The organism is Mycobacterium sp., from assembly GCF_035499775.1.
Lineage (GTDB): Bacteria > Actinomycetota > Actinomycetes > Mycobacteriales > Mycobacteriaceae > Mycobacterium.
The window spans coordinates 1-15,104 of the sequence record NZ_DATJYB010000356.1; the positions used below are offsets into that span (position 1 = coordinate 1).

Sequence of the window (15,104 nt, forward strand, 5' to 3'; positions counted from 1 at the left end):
CCCGCAGCAGCGCCACGATCTCCTCGTCACTGGCCCGGTCCACCGCCGCCTCTGGCTCATGCAACCGATGCCGCGCCCGCATCCGCCAGGCAATCCGATGCTCCTCACCGCGAGCCTGCGCGGGCAGGTCACGCTCGTCGGCCAGCTCATAGATCAGCGACATCAACTCGCCCGGCGCCTGCCCGGATGTCACCGCGTGGGCGACGAACCCCCGCACCGCGGTCAGCACACCGTTGATCCGCCGCGCCCCACGCGCCGGCTCCACACCCGGACCAGCCAGCACCTGCCCACCCACCACGACCTCGACACCGCTGCACTGCGGTCCCGCGTGGCGCAGCCAGGTGATGAACAGCCCCAGCGCCGCCACGCCGTCATGCCAGTGCCGGCCGGTGCGAACACACCAACGCAGGAACAACGCGATCCCGCCCGCATACGACCTGGTGGTCAACTCCGAGCCATCACGACCGAACCGGACATGCCGCAAGAACGCGTCCGCTTCAGCCACCACCGCCAAGTCCTCGTCGAGCACCGTCCAGTACCTCACCCCGGACGGCAACATCACCGGAAACGCCCGCACCCTGATCTCCTCTCGCAGCAGGCCATCAATACGACTACCAGCCACGAGCACCACAGCCCGGGAGATGTGTTGCAGAACCGGCCCGTGTCGCCGGTCTATGCAACGTCACACAACAGGTCGGCTAACCCCAGAAAAAGGCGGCGATTGTTGTACCAATCGACCCACTCCATGGTCGCGTACTCCACGTCGTCGATCGTGCGCAACGGACCGGTCGGAAATGGGGTACCACGACGGACGCCGCGATCCCTTCCAGAACAAGGGTTTCCGCGAACGCTATAGATGTATGCAGCGACTTCGCGCCGACACCGACCTTCGGGCCGATCGCCTGGCAGGCGGCATACACCGAGCGGTAATCATCGAGGTGATCGAGCACCATCTTCACCGCACGCTCATGCTGCTCGACTGGGTAGTGCTTGGACATGATCAGCATCCTTCTCACAGAAGGAAGCGGCATCAAACCCGAGACGGTTGACACTGCCGAAGTGCAGCGGCACCTCAGCGTTGCTCACACCGGTTCGTCAATGTCGCGGCCGCCGGCCAGGTCGCCACATTCGACCTTGTCCACGTCAGTACGGCTACGCAGGTACGCGCCCGCGCCGGTATCTCCGAACATCGCGGCCAGCACAGCGGGCCAGTGACGCCGGGCGATGACGACGGGATGTCCCGGTCGGTCATCGAAGTATGCGCGAGCAAGTCCGCTACCAGATACCAACGCGCGCTGGATAACTCGGCGCACCACTGCCCGCCCGACATCGGGGGTATCGATCACATGCAAGACCGCGTAGTCAGCGGTCAGCCGGTCAGCCTGCGCCAGCCCGGTACGTACCGATGCGCTGAGGCCCTCGTCCCAATCCGGCGCAATGACCGTGGTGACGCCGGGCGGGGCCGCGACGTCGGCGGCACCGAGCACCAGAACGACGTCGCCGCAACCGCCGTCGTGCAATGCGCGCACCGCGATGTCCAGCCAACCGTCAACAAGCACCTTGGGCTTTCCGTAGCGTCGTCCCGCGCCGGCGGCCAACAGCACTCCGACGATGCGGCCAGTCATTGCGTGACGTCGTCCGGTGTACCAGCGCCGAGATCAAGGCCGATCGTGCCCACCAGCCAGCTCGGTTCGGGGTCGGTGAGGCCCACGCCGCGCAATCGGTCCAGCCGATTGTCATGGGTGCGGGGTGAATTCACCGCGCCAACGTAGCAGAGCATGGGCAACCGCAGCGCCACCGGCTAAGACCCTGCTTCGCGCAGTCGTCGATGCGTCTCGTCGAGTTTGTCGCGAATGGCTTTCTCGCGCTCGAGGTGCTGACGGTGCAGCTGTTCGATCAGCTCGCGCGTCGGTTTCTTTCCTTTGTAGTCAGGATGATGGCGGTAGCAGAGCAGAAACTGGCCGCCGGCCGCAGGATGGGTGCCAACGCGCCAGCAGCCCTGCTGATGGCAGTTGAACTTGCGGTTTAGCTGGTACACGCCCGTGACGGCCGCGCCGACGATGCTGAACTCGGCAATGTCAGAACCGAACCCGGACCAAAAGGCATAGTAGGGACCGGACATGTCGATAATTCCGGTGTGGACGGCCAACCAGTGGTTGACCGAGCGCGCGTTGAGCATCCAGGCGACAGCTCCTACCAGGACGGCAAAAACCGACGCCACGAGAACGATCAGTCGCGCTCTCATGTCGGCCTCGCCCAACGTGATTCACGATCATGTGGTGACGAAAATCCGGTTCGGCATGAATGCGTGGGCTGTTGCTTCGCCATGACTGTCTATTCTGCGCCTACGCCCGTAGGCACAGCGATCCGACAAGGGCTATGTGACGATCTGAGCCGAGCTTCACCGTGGGTTCACAGCACGCCATTGGCGCACCGCTGCGATCGCTGTCTTGAGCCCGCGGCGGCGCCCGGTCACTCGGTCCGTCGCGGCGAAACCGGGCTCGAGTTGAGCGAACATCCGCTCGCTGCGGGTTTCCGGGGCGTCGTCGGCGGTGTCACGCAAGCACTTGTCCGGCAGCGACAGTTTGGCGATCGTGCGCCACGTCTTGCCGTACTGCGTCAGGAAAGAGGCTGTGGTGTAAGGCAAGTCGTACTTGTCGCACAACGCGCGCACTGGCACCGAGACCTCGTGCAGCCGGTTGCTGGGCAGATCGGGGAACAAATGATGTTCGATCTGGTAACACAGGTTGCCGCTCAGGAACCGCAGCACGGGCCCGGCTTCGAAGTTGGCGCTACCCAGCATCTGCCGCAAATACCACTGGCCTTTGGTTTCGCCGATCATGTCGGTCGTGGTGAATTTCTCAGCACCATCAGGGAAATGCCCGCAGAAGATCACCGCGTTGGCCCAGACGTTGCGGATGACGTTGGCCAATATGTTGGCCTTCAGTGTCGATTTGTAGCTCGCCGCGGGTGACAGCGAGGTGACCGCCGGGAACGCGACGTAGTCCTTGAACAGCTGGGCGCCGGCCTTGGTTGAGAACTCACGGGTCCGCTCGCGGGCGATGTCACGCTCCGGGCCGGCCGTGAAGACCTTCTCGAAATCGACTGTCTGCAAACCGATTCCCCACTCGAAGGCAAGCGCCAGGAGGACGTTGTAGAGCACGTTGCCGAGGTTGTAGCCCTGCCAGGGCTGGTCGCGGGTGACTCGCAGAATGTAGTAGCCCACATCGTCATCCATATCCAGGATGTTGGTGTACTTGTGGTGCTGATGATTGTGGGCGGAACGCCAATGTTTTGACGCCGCACTCATGTCCCACTCCCATGTCGACGAGTGGATCTCGGGATCGTTCATCCAGTTCCACTGGCCGTGCATGACGTTGTGACCGATCTCCATGTTCTCGATGATCTTGGCCAGACCGAGAGTCACGGTCCCCGCCCACCACGCCGACCGCTTCGAGCTACCGGCCAGCAGGATCCGGCCGGCTACATCCAGGGCACGTTGCGCGGCGATGGTCCGGCGGATGTAACGGGCATCGCGCTCGCCAAGTGAATCCTCGACGTCCTGGCGGATCGCGTCCAGCTCGACGGCCAAACTGTCGATGTCGGTGTCAGTCAAATGGGCGAAGGCTGGAACGTCAGTAATCGCCATGGTTTCCCCCCTTGGTCTCCTGAGGACCTCAGCGTTGATCTGCCGTCGGCATCTGCCCAGTCGGCGGGTGAGGCCACTCCACTCGAGCGGGTAACGAAGCTAACGATTGTGCGGTTCCTTCTCGGTGACGGACTTACTCGATTCATATGTCCGCGAGGTAATCCACACATATTGGCGCGTCAACGCGGTTCTTTTGGCGACTGTAGCGCGCCGAGATGAGCGGCGCCTTGGTACAGCATAAGGTGCGGTTGAGCGATGGTGGTGCCAGGCTCGGCGGCATGTCCGCCCGCGACAGCTATCGGCAACTGGCAGGAGCTGCGCGGTCGCCTCAACCAGCACGTTTGGCTCGAGCGGCATCTTCTAAGGTTCGAACACCAGCAGCGGTTTGCCCCCATGTGCGGGAGCCTCGGCCAAATAGACGGCTTCGTTGAACTGTTCGACGGGGATCGGCTGACCCTCCGGCACGCGCAATGCGCCGCTGTCGGCGAGCTGAACGGTCCGGTCGATCGTCTCGGCCACCCGATCCTTCGGGGTCTCGGTGAACCAGCGGAACAGCCAGAACCCCCGAACGGTCTTGGTTTCGTAGATCAGCGAACGCGCGAAGACAGGGATGGTGAGTTTGTCGGGATCAGTTTGGCGGTGCGTGGACAGCGCACCATACACGACCAGTTCGCCGCCCCGTGCGAGCGCCCGCGACACGTCCGCACCCACCTGACCGCTGACACAGTCGATCGCCTTGGACACGCCGTCGGGGCCAGCGAGCTCGGCCACCCGCTCGCGCAGGTCTTCATCCTCCGTGCAGATCACCGCGCTGCCTCCCAGTGCGAGGATGCCCTCGACAGCCGATCGACGGCGGACCACGTTGAGCGTCTTGAAGCCGACGTGCGTTCCTAGTTGGATGACCATCTGGCCGACGGTGGAACCGGCCGCCGTCTGCAGCAGCCACTCACCGGATCGAACATCGAGCTGCTCACCGGTCAAGATCACAGCGGTGAGCGGATTGCTGAGAATCTGGGCGGCCGTGGAATCGCTCATGCCGGCGGGTACAGGCAAGACCCGCTCGGCATCGGCAACGACGTACTCCTGCCACGTACCCGTCACTCCGATCGTGACGACGCGTTGCCCGATGGTCAGACCGTCTGTGCCGCTGGCGAGTTGATCGATCACCCCGACGGATTCGATTCCGGGCACCGTGGGGAACTCCGGAGTGAATCCATATCTGCCGCGGATGGTATGCAGATCGCTGGCCTCGACCGGCACCGCTGTCACTCGGATCCGGACCTGGCCGGGACCCGGCGCCGGAATCGGGCGAGTCTGCAGGTGCAGAACCTCGGACGGCTCGCCGACCGTGTCAGCGACGACAGACCGCATACTTCTCATCTTCCGGGCGCTCCTTCGGTCCGATCCAGATCTCCAATGCTCCTACCACGGAGGCGTTGTTGGGGTCTAGACCCACTCGGTGCGCAGCGCCTCGCGCCGCTGTGGCGGCAGCCCCACCGCCCGCTTGCGCCCGGTCAGCCAAATCGATCGCCTATGTCGTGCTGATCGTCTACCGCGTAGTCTGGGAAGAGCCCGGTCACGGCGTTAGGCCCGTCGTGGTGATTCCCCCGAACGCGCTGGTCACCGCCAGCTCAACGATCTCGAGAAAGTCCCCGTAGGGCCAGTCGCAAGGCCACCTGTAGCGCTCGTTCACATTTCAAGTGAAAGGTGCATGATGCCACACATAGTGATGACAGTATCGGGATCCAATGTCGACATGTGGAACACCGCGTCGCCGCAACCCGCCGGCGTGGCTGCCGCACTGGCGGCGGCGTTTCCAGACCTGTTCTACTGGCAGCCTGTCGGTAACTATCCGGCCAGCGTGTTCCCTATGGGTCCAAGCGTGAACGACGGTGTCGCCGAGCTGAATAGACTTTGCACACAAATAAATCCGCCAGGCGGTGAGCCGTCGTATCCGGAAAGTTCCATAATCCTGCTTGGGTATTCGCAGGGCGCGATCGTCGTGTGCCAATTTCTGCACACGATAGCGTGGCTCAATCCACAGATCGCGAATCGCATTGTCGCGGTGGGTGTTTGGGGAAATCCCCTCAGGCTACCGGGATTCGCTTCAGGCAACCAGTTCGCGGGATGGCCGATGCCGGCCAACGTAGACGGTGTTGTCACGGGCGGCATTTCAGGTCCACTCTGCATGATGCCGGCAGACGTTGCACCACACCTACTCACGCCGGTCACCCATTTCTGGGGAGATTTCGTCAACACGATCGGAGTCGGTAACGACATCTACGCGGATGCCCCTGTCGGGCCCAACCCATGGACAGCCGAGGCGGGCCCGGGCGTCATCGAGACACATATCTACAACATCGTCCAAAATGCAACTAGTCCAAATATTTTCGCGATCCTGCGTGACGCATTAAAGCTTGTGACCCCGAAAACATCGGTAAGCCAAATCATCTCCGTAACAGAAGCAATCTATAACGGCGGAATGTTCCTGGCGGCCGGTCCCAATGCAGCTCACTACACCTACGACACAGGACCGATATATAACTTCATAGCTATGGCGGGCCAGGAGACGCCACCGTTCACCACCGGCCAGGTCTGACGGCGCACTCACCGGAACTTGTTGTCACAGAGCTTGATTCGGTGATCGCCGGCCACGTTCGTTCGGTGGACAGAACGGAGCATGAATGTCCTATCCCCAACCATCGGTCAATCGCGGGGCGCGAACGGCCGATGACGACGGCTATGTGATGAATTCGGCCGGGACGGACTTCGAAAACGCCCGGCTGCGAAACCTGCAACAAGCCAGTGATTCGTGCACTATCGGTCATCTCGACGCCATCGGAGTCGGCCCGGGATGGCGCTGTCTGGAGGTCGGGGCCGGTGCAGGTTCGATCGCCAGCTGGCTTGGGACCCGGGTAAGCCCGACAGGATCATTGTTGGCCACCGACATCAACGTCGATCGCCAGGACAATCTCCCCGGCAATGTCGAGGTGCGTCAACACGACATCGCACACGATGAATTGGAGCCGGCGGCCTATGACCTCGTGCACTGTCGTTTCGTCCTCAACCATCTCGCGGATCCCGCTGCTGCACTGAAAAGGATGACAGCTTCCGTCGCGCCCGGCGGCTGGCTTGTTCTGGAAGAAGGCGACTTCGGGCTCATCGAATTCGCCGGTGCAGGAGAGTCTGCCCGAGCAACCGTAGTCCTACACACGCTCTTCGCGCAGTGGGCAGCCGCGGGATCGTCAAGAGTTTCTTCGGCTGGCAGCTGCCCGGGCTGGTACTTGCCCTCGGCCTCGAATCGTTCGGCGTTGACATCTCCACGCCCACCGGGGGCCCGGTCATCCTGCTTACGAGGCGATTCGCCTCGCCTGGCCCTCCCTTCGAGCTGGATTCGCAGCGACCGGCACTACCGAGGACGACCTACGCTGCGTTGACATCGCTCTCGCCGATTCCGCCTTCGTCGTCGGCATCACCACCGTCCGTGTCTGGGGCAGGCTGTCGCGGTAATCTGCCGCAGTAGGTATTAAGGCGGTGGGCAGCAGCCCGCTGGCGTATGCGAGATACAAGGCGCATTTGTATCCCTACAAGAACGTGGCTGCTACTGCGACGGCATCGGTAGATGAAAGATCAACGCCATGAACACTTCAAACACCAACCAAACCCATCACACCACGACAAGCAGCGCACGTCCCACGGGAATCGGATTGCAGCGCCGCAGCATGGCCGCCGTTCTGCTGGCCACGGCGATCACCGCGTCCGCCGTCGGTCTCGCCGCGACGGGATACGCCGACACCGGCCAGACGCCGGCGCAACTGCAATCGCTAATTCCCACACCGGCGAACACCCAGCGCACCGACGGCCCGGCCTCCATTCAGAGCGACGGCATCCGGATGCACTTCCTGGTCAACGGATCGCCAACCGCCGTTCTGGACGCATACAAGAACGCGCTCGAGGGTGCGGGCTGGACGGTGACCGTCGCGAACTCAGGTGGCTGGGGAGGCGCCGGCGGCGCCACCTACACCGGGACCCGGGGCGCCGGCTACGGCGTGTTCACCGGCGGAGGCTCCGGAGGCGCTACCGACATCAACGCCTGCGCATGGCCGTCAAAGCCCGCCAACACCAACTGCGGTGGCGACAACCGGCGATAACGACGACTGACTGACCCAACCGCACAACAAACCAGGGGCGGCCCACCAGGGCCGCCCCGTTCAACGTTGACATGACGGGCCAGACAGCAGACCCGTTGTCACAGAACTGAAATGCGCTTTCGCAAACCGTCAGTCAATGCTGTCATGACCTTCTCCGAGCCGTGGCGGATAAGGAATCCGGGCAGCAGGATGGTTGGCTCGACAGTCAGGCCGACCCGCACCCGGGTGCCACCAAGCTCGCGAGTGAGCGTGTACTCGACGTGGCCAGCACTCGAATGTTCCCTCGATGGCATCCCAGACCATCGAGTCCGGTCCCCAGTTGAAATTCGAGGACCTGGCGGCCACGAATACCCAACGCTTTGACAACTGTCGATACGTGATGCGACCGTCCGTCGGGATATCTGTCTATTACGGTCATGTCCTTGTGGATTGCGGACCACGCCGAGAATGCTTCCACGTCCGATAGAACGTCAAGTATCGCGTCCGGCTCAGCATCACTGACGAATGCACGGGATATCTGGACGGCCACACCTCAATGTAGCTTTACCGATTCGGTTGTGGCGCTCCTGGCGACCGAGCGCCTTGCGCCCCCTGAGCAGCGGACCGGAAATGATCGAAATCATCGGTAGCAGTGTAATATTCGACATCCCTGACGCTTGCCGTACCACTAGTCGCCATCGATGAACCGCTGCAATGCGGTTTCGTCTATGCCCCATAGGTCGCGGCTCGAGGCACCGCCGTCGACGACAAGTGTCTGTCCAGTGACGCGCTCGGCAAGGGAAGATGCCAGGAAAAGGACCGCGTTGGCGACATCGCGTGTCCGGGGCGGCGCCAACGGATTGACCGGGTCGACCGCCCACTGGTTGTCGGGCTGATCTTCATTGCCGGTACCGACATTGCCGGGCGCGACGGCGTTGACCCGGATCCCGTGACAGCCCAATTCGGCAGCGAAGGTCTTGACCAACGAGATGACCCCGGCCTTGGCGGCACCATAGGGCGCGTGCATCGTCGCCGCGTGGATGCCGTCGACGGAAGCGATGGCGATAATTGATCCGCCGCGCCGGGTGGCCGCCATCCGTCGAGCCGCCGCCTGAAACACGTAGAAGACGTGACTCAGATTGTTACGCAACGTCCAGTCCCAATCCGAGCACGAAGTATCCAGCACCCCAGCCCATTTGGCACCACCGATGATGTCTACGCAGACGTCGATCGGTCCAAGCGCCGTATCCGCTTCGTCAAAGGCGCGTGCGACATCCGCTTGATCGGTCATGTCCGCGACGATGGGCAGCGCCGCGACGCCGAGGGATCGCACCTCATCGGCGATCTCGTTCGCCCTCGCGGCGTCGACATCCATGCATGCAACCGAGGCTCCGGCTTGGGCGAGTCGCAAGCTGCAAAGCCGTCCGTGGCCTGCACGCTCCGGAATGTAGCCGGCGCCGGCGACAACGGCGATCTTCCCCGCCAGGCCAAGGTCGATCATGTGTTCCTCCGCCGCCTTGTCACCGGGTAGCGAGACGTCGAGCGGGGCGCTGCAGCCTCCACGCCGGATTCGGTCACGCCCCACCTCCCTGCGGCAGCCTTGCCCCGGGGCTGGGAGGGCGCGACCAGCCAAACCCGAGCTGGCGAGCACAAACATTCGGGCCACATCCTAGTGATTCCGATGGCCGTCCGGGTTGCACCATGCAGTTGCGTCAGCCCGGGCGAACTTCCCAAGTATCTATGCTAAAGCGGTGGCTCAGTATTGTTGGCGGGCGCCCGGCTCGCTCGCAGGCTTGGAAGAACAGCGCTGCCATATCGCGCGGTCCGACAAAGTAGCCGTCAGCGTCCCACCAACGGCTGAAGAACAACACGATGCGCTCCTCATTGACCCGCGGGAGCAGGACGCTGCTCAGCCACGTCCACAGACTCGGCGGCGTGTCGCGACACAGCACCAACATGCTCGGAGTTTCCGACGAGTCCGAGTCTCCACCTTGGCTGTTGTACATCCTTACGTAGCGAAAGTGGTTGAGGTCGAAGGGAATTGTCACGTCACGTCGCATCAGGGTGATGGCGCCGTCTTGGTCGACAGAGCAGATCTGCACCGCACTTTTCGGGCGTAGGTAGGCAGCGAGAACCATCAGCAGCACGGCCGCCGTCGCGGGCACAGCTCCGACCAGCGGCAGTTGGACCGTGACCAGCGCCAAGGCCACACCCAAGATCGCCCATACCAACCAGCCCGCCGATTTGAAGTGCAAGAGACCGCTGACGCTGGTGGACATCACAGCCGGTCCCCTCGCCCGCCTCTGGAAGAGGGTCGGCTGGCCCGGGGCGGGGCGACCTCTATACCTGTTTTTGAACCGTGGGTGGAACGACACGACAAGCGCAAAAAGCAGGGCTACGGTTAGGAAACCCCCAGCCACCAAATAGCTCGGCAGCCAACCCGGCATGTTCGATGCCATGGCAGTGATTCTCCTGCCGAACTAGTGTTCTGCCAAGCGGTTTCCGCGCGGGTCGATTTGGTGGTCTGACGCTGTAGCAAACTCCACTTGCCGCCGTGGCCACTCCCGTCCGTTGAGCCGGGCACGGCGGGGCCGGAAAGTGGTCGGTGGCTGGCGATCTGCGGTGGCGGAGGTGCGTGCCAGCCGCGGAGCGGCGTGGGTTTCCACCCGGCGGGGCCACCAGAACCAGCGGCCAAGCAGTGTGGCAACGGCAGGCGTCATAAAGGAGCGGACGACGAGGGTGTCGAACAACAGTCCGATCATTATCGTGGTGCCGATTTGGCCGACAACCAGCAGATCGCTGGTCACCATTGAGCCCATCGTGAAGGCAAACACCAGGCCAGCGGTGGTGACGACCCTGCCGGTGCTGGCCATGGATCGGATGATGCCGGTTTTGAGGCCTGCGCCGATTTCTTCCTGCAATCGGGCGACCAGTAACAGGTTGTAGTCCGATCCGACGGCCAACATGACGATGACCGCCATCACGAGCACCAGCCAGTGCAAGGGCATATGCAGAATGTGCTGCCAGATCAGGACGGATAACCCGAACGCGGAGCCCAACGAGAGGGTGACCGTCCCGATGATGACCACGGCGGCGACCGCACTCCGTGTGATGGCCAGCATGATCAGGAAGATCAGGCAGAGCGACGCAACGACCGCAATCATGAGGTCGTACCTGGAGCCCTCTTGGATGTCCTTATACGTGGACGCTGTGCCGGATAGGTAAATATTCGCGCCATCCAAGGGAGTTCCCTTCACGGCCTCATCGGCGGCCTGCATGATCCGGTCGACGTGCGAGATGCCTTCGGCGGTTTCGGGATTGCCCTTGTGGGTGATGACGAACCGCGCTGATCTGGCGTCGGGAGACAGAAAAAGCTTCAGACCCCGCTGGAAGTCCGGATTTTCGAAGGCTTCCGGTGGAAGGTAGAACAGATCGTCGTTTTTGGTGGCGTCGAACACTCGCCCCATGGTGGTCACGTTCCGGGTCATGTCGTCCATCTGCGTGACGAATCCCGAGAAGGTGCTTGTCATTGTCTGGGTAAGGCCCTTGACGGTCTTCATCGTTGCGATCAGCGGCGCGAACTGCGCAAGCATTTGCGGTGTGAGCGTGTCGAGTCGACCCAGGTCGTCAACCAGGTTGCCGACATCCTCGCTGAGCTTGTCGACACCATCCATGGCATCGAACAACGACCGCATCGACCAGCAGACCGGAATGTCGAAACAGTGGCGTTCCCAATAGAAGTAGTTACGTATAGGCCGCCAGACGTCGTCGAAATCGGCTATGTGGTCTCGCAATTCGGTAGTGTTGGCCTGCATCTGCTCGCCGCGGATGTTGATGTCATGCGTGACAACGGTGAGCTGTCGCGTCAAATCTTGCATGCGCTCGGTGACGTCGATCATGTGTTGCAGTTCATCGGTCATCTTGGTCATGTCGGCGACGCGGTCCTTGAGATACCGCAAGTTCTGGATCGTCTCGGCGCCTTGCATGCTGATGTGGAAAGGGATCGAGCTGTGGTCGATCGGAGCACCCAACGGCCTGGTAACGCTTTGCACACGTGCGACGCCGGGAAGATGGAAGACGCCCTTGGCGATCCTGTCCAACAGCAGCATGTCCGCCGGGGTACGCAGGTCGTGATCGGTCTCGATCATCAGGAGCTCCGGTTCCATGCGGGCTTGCGGAAAGTGACGGTCCGACGCGCTGTAGCCAAGGTTGGACGGTGTGTCCTCAGGTAGATATCGGCGTTCGTTGTAGCTGGTTTGATATCCGGGCAACGCGAGCAACCCGATCATCGATATCAGCAGCGTGCCGAACAGTACCGGGCGGGGCCATCGGACCACGACAGTGCCGATCCGGCGCCAACGGCGCGTCGTTGTTTTACGTCTGGGATCGAACGCCCCGGACCGGCCGGCGACGGCGATCATTGCCGGTGCAAGGGTAAGCGAAGCCAAGATCACCACGACTAAACTGATGCAACACGATGCTGCCAAGGTATTGAAGTACGGAAGCCTGGTAAAGCTCAGGCAGTACACCGCTCCGGCAACGGTCAAGCCTGATCCCAGGACCACGTGCGCAGTTCCACGAAACATGATGTAGTACGCGGCTTCTCGGCCTTCGCCGGCTGTGCGCGCCTCCTGGTAGCGGCCGACGAGAAAGACGATGTAATCCGTAGAGGCCGCTATGCTCAGTGCGACAAGGACATTGACGGCAAAAGTCGACAGCACGATGACATCGTGAAAGGCGAGCGCAGCGATGACGCCGCGCAGCGCAAGCAGTTCGATGCCGACCGTAACCAGCGTGAAGAGGACGGTCAAAAATGAGCGATACGCCAATAACAGCATGATCGCGATCACCGCGATGGTGATGCCGGTGAGCTTTTCGAGGCTACGGTCGCCGTAGATAACTCGATCCGCGTTGTTCGGGCCCGGACCGGTCACGAAGGCCTTGGTCCCCGGCGGCGCCGGGACGCTTGCCACGATGCGTTGGACGGCGGCGACCGACTCGTTGGCCCGCGAGCTGCCTTGGTCACCGGCGAGATTCAGCTGGACATATGCGGCTTTGCCGTCGGTGCTCTGCGAGCCCGCTGCGGTCAGGGTGTCGCCCCAGAAGTTCTCGATGTGTTCGACGTGGGCCTTATCTTCGGACAGCTTGGCGATCAGCGTGTCGTAGAACCTGTGGGCGTCATTGCCCAGCGTGTCGTTGCCTTCCAGGACGACCATTGCCGTGGTGTCGGAATTGAATTGCTGGAAGTCTTTGCCGATGCGTTTCATCGCGGTCAGCGATGGGGCGTCGCGGGGACTGGACGAGACCGAGTGCGTCCTGGCGACCTCTTGCAGCTGTGGCGCAACGATATTCAGCACGACGGTCAGTGCCACCCAGAACAGAATGACGGGTAGCGACAACCGCCGGATCATCCGGGCGGCAACAAACGCTTGCCCGGCTGGATGTTCGGTACTCACGCTGATTTCACTAAGCAGCTGGCCTGAGCGTCACGGGCTTTCACCATGCGCTCGTCGCGGACCACGCCATTGACGGTGATGCGACAACCGAGGGTCTCACTGTCGCCCTGGGCCACTACGTCGGCAACCACCGCGGGCAGTGTGGTCACGATCATGAGCGCCCACGGAATCGTTACCTGAACGACCTCTTGCGGCTGAGCATCGGCATCCAAATAGTTGATCGTGGCGACAGACCCCGTCGGGCCCAAGACCTCTAGGAGAACGTGCTTGGGATTGAACGCGATGATCGCGTCAGCGTTGCCAGCACCTGAAACATGTTGATGTGAGCCGAATACCCCGTGCAGCCGCCAGACGACGCTAGCTCCGACTGCCACGACGACGACCATGACGATCGGTATCCAGACACGTCTGATAACGCTGATCATTGAACTCGCCCAATCAATGTCGTCGGCCGCGCCAGACCCTGCCACCTTGCGGCTGCATCAAAAAGTTTCATCACGCCGTCCCGTCAAAGCTGGCTTTGCTGATGGTCCACAGCGATGACCAGGTGCATTATCGGCACGGCTCGGCGAATCGGGCTTCAGTACTCGACTACTTAACTGCCGCTCGCATCACGCTGCGGACGCGACAAGGCGCGAGGAGGGCGTCGAACACGAATATCGCGTCGATACAAAAAGGCCTGAGAGTGCCACACGACGTTGCGCGTGACGACTGCCTCACCGGGCCTGTCCGCCTGGTGTGGCGTTCCGCCGGTCCCGGAGAGTGCCTGAACGTCCGAAGACGAGTCACTAATGCGTCAACGCCGAGGCGTTCATTAGGGCGGAGATTCGTTCGGGCTGCCGTATCGCATCGTCCAGACGGGTACCTGGCCCTGCACGTATTCGTTTCCGTCCCAAGGGGTCCCGCAGATATGCAGATATGCGTACGGCGTTCGGTCGAACATCACCCATGCGCCGGCATCTCGTACGGTGTTCGGGAGGCCGTCACGCGCCGCATCGTATGGCCAGATGATCATCCAGTGCGGGCCGATGGGGATGGCAGGACTTGATTTGTCGAACGGATCGGTATTGCTGTGTTGCGTTGCGCCGCAAAGCATGTAGATGATCCCTGGGGCGGTATTCGTCGGAGCCGGCTTGCCCGCCATGATATCTCTCATCCATTGCAGCCCCATGGGATCCGCGCACATGGGCACGTTACCGATTTCATTCTCATCACCCGGGAAACACACCCACTGGTTGGTGCCTTGACGAAGCACTACAAGATTGCCTTGCGCATCCATGTCCGCAACCGTGGCGTCGCGGGTGATGCGAAAAGGCCCCGAGGACATCGCACGCGATATTTTGGCGGCCAGTATCTGTTCGTCTCTGTTGGCCGGAAGGGGTTGTCCGGCATGCAAGCTCGTAATCGCGCTGTTGCTGTAGCTCCCCGGCGCACCACCTGCGTCAGCCACGCCACCCACGGACTGCTGCTGACTAGATTCACTATCGGCCATGGCGTGCTCCTCTCGAACGCAATTTGTGGCCCGGCCGGCTCCGGTCCGGGCCGCCGCGAGGGCGACCTCGAGCAGATTGCTCATTGCTGCTCCGTGACTAGGGTGTGCCTTCCCAATGCTTGGCGAGATACGTGCCAGCGAACCTCTCCAACATCACGCGGGACAGGACCAGCACAGAACTGCGCGGCCGGTGATTCACCACAAGGCGCTGGGCCTGCCCGGCGGCATTGAAAACAACCAGGACGATGACGTATAGGGGCACACCGCGGACCGATGCGGTGTAGTCCTCGAGGAAACTGTTTTCCCGCACGGGCCGGCGTAGCGGAACTCCTGAAACTCGTAGATCTCTTTTGCGGCGACCACCACTTCATGGACCG

At 62.0% G+C, this 15,104-nt stretch carries 15 protein-coding genes and 1 pseudogene; 3 read left to right on the forward strand and 13 right to left on the reverse strand.

The window, feature by feature from the left end; all coding sequences use genetic code 11:
* The 7 genes and pseudogenes from VML93_RS22195 to VML93_RS22225 form a co-directional block, all read right to left on the reverse strand.
* Positions 1-577: pseudogene (locus VML93_RS22195) on the reverse strand (site-specific integrase); the annotation flags it as partial.
* A gap of 121 nt (positions 578-698) precedes the next feature.
* Positions 699-998 carry a hypothetical protein gene (locus VML93_RS38665; protein ID WP_414686416.1) on the reverse strand — a complete coding sequence of 100 codons (300 nt, stop codon included), beginning with the start codon at positions 996-998 and terminating at the stop codon, positions 699-701.
* A gap of 84 nt (positions 999-1,082) precedes the next feature.
* On the reverse strand, positions 1,083-1,625 hold the full coding sequence (locus VML93_RS22205; protein WP_325614368.1) for a nucleotidyltransferase family protein: 543 nt from the start codon (positions 1,623-1,625) through the stop codon (positions 1,083-1,085).
* Entirely contained in the window at positions 1,622-1,759 is a 138-nt protein-coding gene (locus VML93_RS22210; RefSeq protein ID WP_325614369.1) for a hypothetical protein, read from the reverse strand. The genes VML93_RS22205 and VML93_RS22210 overlap by 4 nt, the downstream gene beginning before the upstream one ends.
* Positions 1,760-1,801: 42 nt before the next feature.
* Positions 1,802-2,260, reverse strand: coding sequence for a hypothetical protein (locus tag VML93_RS22215; protein WP_325614371.1), 459 nt, complete (start codon positions 2,258-2,260; stop codon positions 1,802-1,804).
* Positions 2,261-2,401: 141 nt separating this feature from the next.
* On the reverse strand, positions 2,402-3,649 hold the full coding sequence (locus VML93_RS22220) for a fatty acid desaturase (RefSeq protein ID WP_325614373.1): 1,248 nt from the start codon (positions 3,647-3,649) through the stop codon (positions 2,402-2,404).
* A gap of 360 nt (positions 3,650-4,009) precedes the next feature.
* A complete protein-coding gene (locus VML93_RS22225) occupies positions 4,010-5,029 on the reverse strand; it encodes a zinc-dependent alcohol dehydrogenase family protein (RefSeq protein ID WP_325614374.1) in 1,020 nt (339 codons plus the stop codon).
* Between the two features lie 334 nt (positions 5,030-5,363).
* Here VML93_RS22225 and VML93_RS22230 point away from each other — a divergent pair, with 334 nt between their 5' ends.
* From VML93_RS22230 to VML93_RS22240, 3 genes are all read left to right on the forward strand, one after another.
* Positions 5,364-6,248, forward strand: a complete 885-nt coding sequence (locus tag VML93_RS22230; RefSeq protein ID WP_325614376.1) for a cutinase family protein — start codon at positions 5,364-5,366, stop codon at positions 6,246-6,248.
* A gap of 148 nt (positions 6,249-6,396) precedes the next feature.
* A complete protein-coding gene (locus VML93_RS38670; RefSeq protein WP_414686417.1) occupies positions 6,397-7,086 on the forward strand; it encodes a class I SAM-dependent methyltransferase in 690 nt (229 codons plus the stop codon).
* Positions 7,087-7,287: 201 nt separating this feature from the next.
* Complete coding sequence (locus VML93_RS22240) at positions 7,288-7,800, forward strand: hypothetical protein (protein ID WP_325614380.1); 513 nt, start codon at positions 7,288-7,290, stop codon at positions 7,798-7,800.
* 667 nt (positions 7,801-8,467) lie between these two features.
* On the opposite strand, the gene VML93_RS22245 is transcribed toward VML93_RS22240, so the two are convergent.
* The 6 genes from VML93_RS22245 to VML93_RS22270 form a co-directional block, all read right to left on the reverse strand.
* Positions 8,468-9,280, reverse strand: a complete 813-nt coding sequence (locus VML93_RS22245; protein ID WP_325614382.1) for an SDR family NAD(P)-dependent oxidoreductase — start codon at positions 9,278-9,280, stop codon at positions 8,468-8,470.
* 211 nt (positions 9,281-9,491) lie between these two features.
* Positions 9,492-10,058, reverse strand: coding sequence for a hypothetical protein (locus VML93_RS22250; RefSeq protein ID WP_325614384.1), 567 nt, complete (start codon positions 10,056-10,058; stop codon positions 9,492-9,494).
* A 201-nt stretch (positions 10,059-10,259) separates the two neighbouring features.
* Positions 10,260-13,190, reverse strand: a complete 2,931-nt coding sequence (locus VML93_RS22255) for an MMPL family transporter (RefSeq protein WP_325614391.1) — start codon at positions 13,188-13,190, stop codon at positions 10,260-10,262.
* A 41-nt stretch (positions 13,191-13,231) separates the two neighbouring features.
* The gene (locus VML93_RS22260) at positions 13,232-13,660 is read right to left on the reverse strand and encodes an MmpS family transport accessory protein (protein WP_325614386.1); all 429 of its coding nucleotides are present in this window, start codon (positions 13,658-13,660) and stop codon (positions 13,232-13,234) included.
* 389 nt (positions 13,661-14,049) lie between these two features.
* Positions 14,050-14,811: a hypothetical protein gene (locus VML93_RS22265; RefSeq protein ID WP_325614388.1), complete on the reverse strand. Its 762-nt coding sequence runs from the start codon at positions 14,809-14,811 to the stop codon at positions 14,050-14,052.
* A 13-nt stretch (positions 14,812-14,824) separates the two neighbouring features.
* Positions 14,825-15,037 (reverse strand): hypothetical protein, encoded by a 213-nt coding sequence (locus VML93_RS22270; RefSeq protein ID WP_325614390.1) that lies wholly within the window; start codon positions 15,035-15,037, stop codon positions 14,825-14,827.
* Positions 15,038-15,104 lie beyond the last annotated feature (67 nt).

Excerpts from the sequence above, each read along its gene's own strand:
- VML93_RS22230 (WP_325614376.1), top strand. The coding sequence starts at position 5,364 with ATGCCACACATAGTGATGACAGTATCGGGATCCAATGTCGACATGTGG.
- VML93_RS22255 (WP_325614391.1), bottom strand. The coding sequence starts at position 13,190 with ATGATCCGGCGGTTGTCGCTACCCGTCATTCTGTTCTGGGTGGCACTG.
- VML93_RS38665 (WP_414686416.1), bottom strand. The coding sequence starts at position 998 with ATGTCCAAGCACTACCCAGTCGAGCAGCATGAGCGTGCGGTGAAGATG.
- VML93_RS22240 (WP_325614380.1), top strand. The coding sequence starts at position 7,288 with ATGAACACTTCAAACACCAACCAAACCCATCACACCACGACAAGCAGC.
- VML93_RS22205 (WP_325614368.1), bottom strand. The coding sequence starts at position 1,625 with ATGACTGGCCGCATCGTCGGAGTGCTGTTGGCCGCCGGCGCGGGACGA.
- VML93_RS22225 (WP_325614374.1), bottom strand. The coding sequence starts at position 5,029 with ATGAGAAGTATGCGGTCTGTCGTCGCTGACACGGTCGGCGAGCCGTCC.
- VML93_RS22260 (WP_325614386.1), bottom strand. The coding sequence starts at position 13,660 with ATGATCAGCGTTATCAGACGTGTCTGGATACCGATCGTCATGGTCGTC.
- VML93_RS38670 (WP_414686417.1), top strand. The coding sequence starts at position 6,397 with ATGAATTCGGCCGGGACGGACTTCGAAAACGCCCGGCTGCGAAACCTG.
- VML93_RS22265 (WP_325614388.1), bottom strand. The coding sequence starts at position 14,811 with ATGAGCAATCTGCTCGAGGTCGCCCTCGCGGCGGCCCGGACCGGAGCC.
- VML93_RS22250 (WP_325614384.1), bottom strand. The coding sequence starts at position 10,058 with ATGTCCACCAGCGTCAGCGGTCTCTTGCACTTCAAATCGGCGGGCTGG.
- VML93_RS22220 (WP_325614373.1), bottom strand. The coding sequence starts at position 3,649 with ATGGCGATTACTGACGTTCCAGCCTTCGCCCATTTGACTGACACCGAC.
- VML93_RS22245 (WP_325614382.1), bottom strand. The coding sequence starts at position 9,280 with ATGATCGACCTTGGCCTGGCGGGGAAGATCGCCGTTGTCGCCGGCGCC.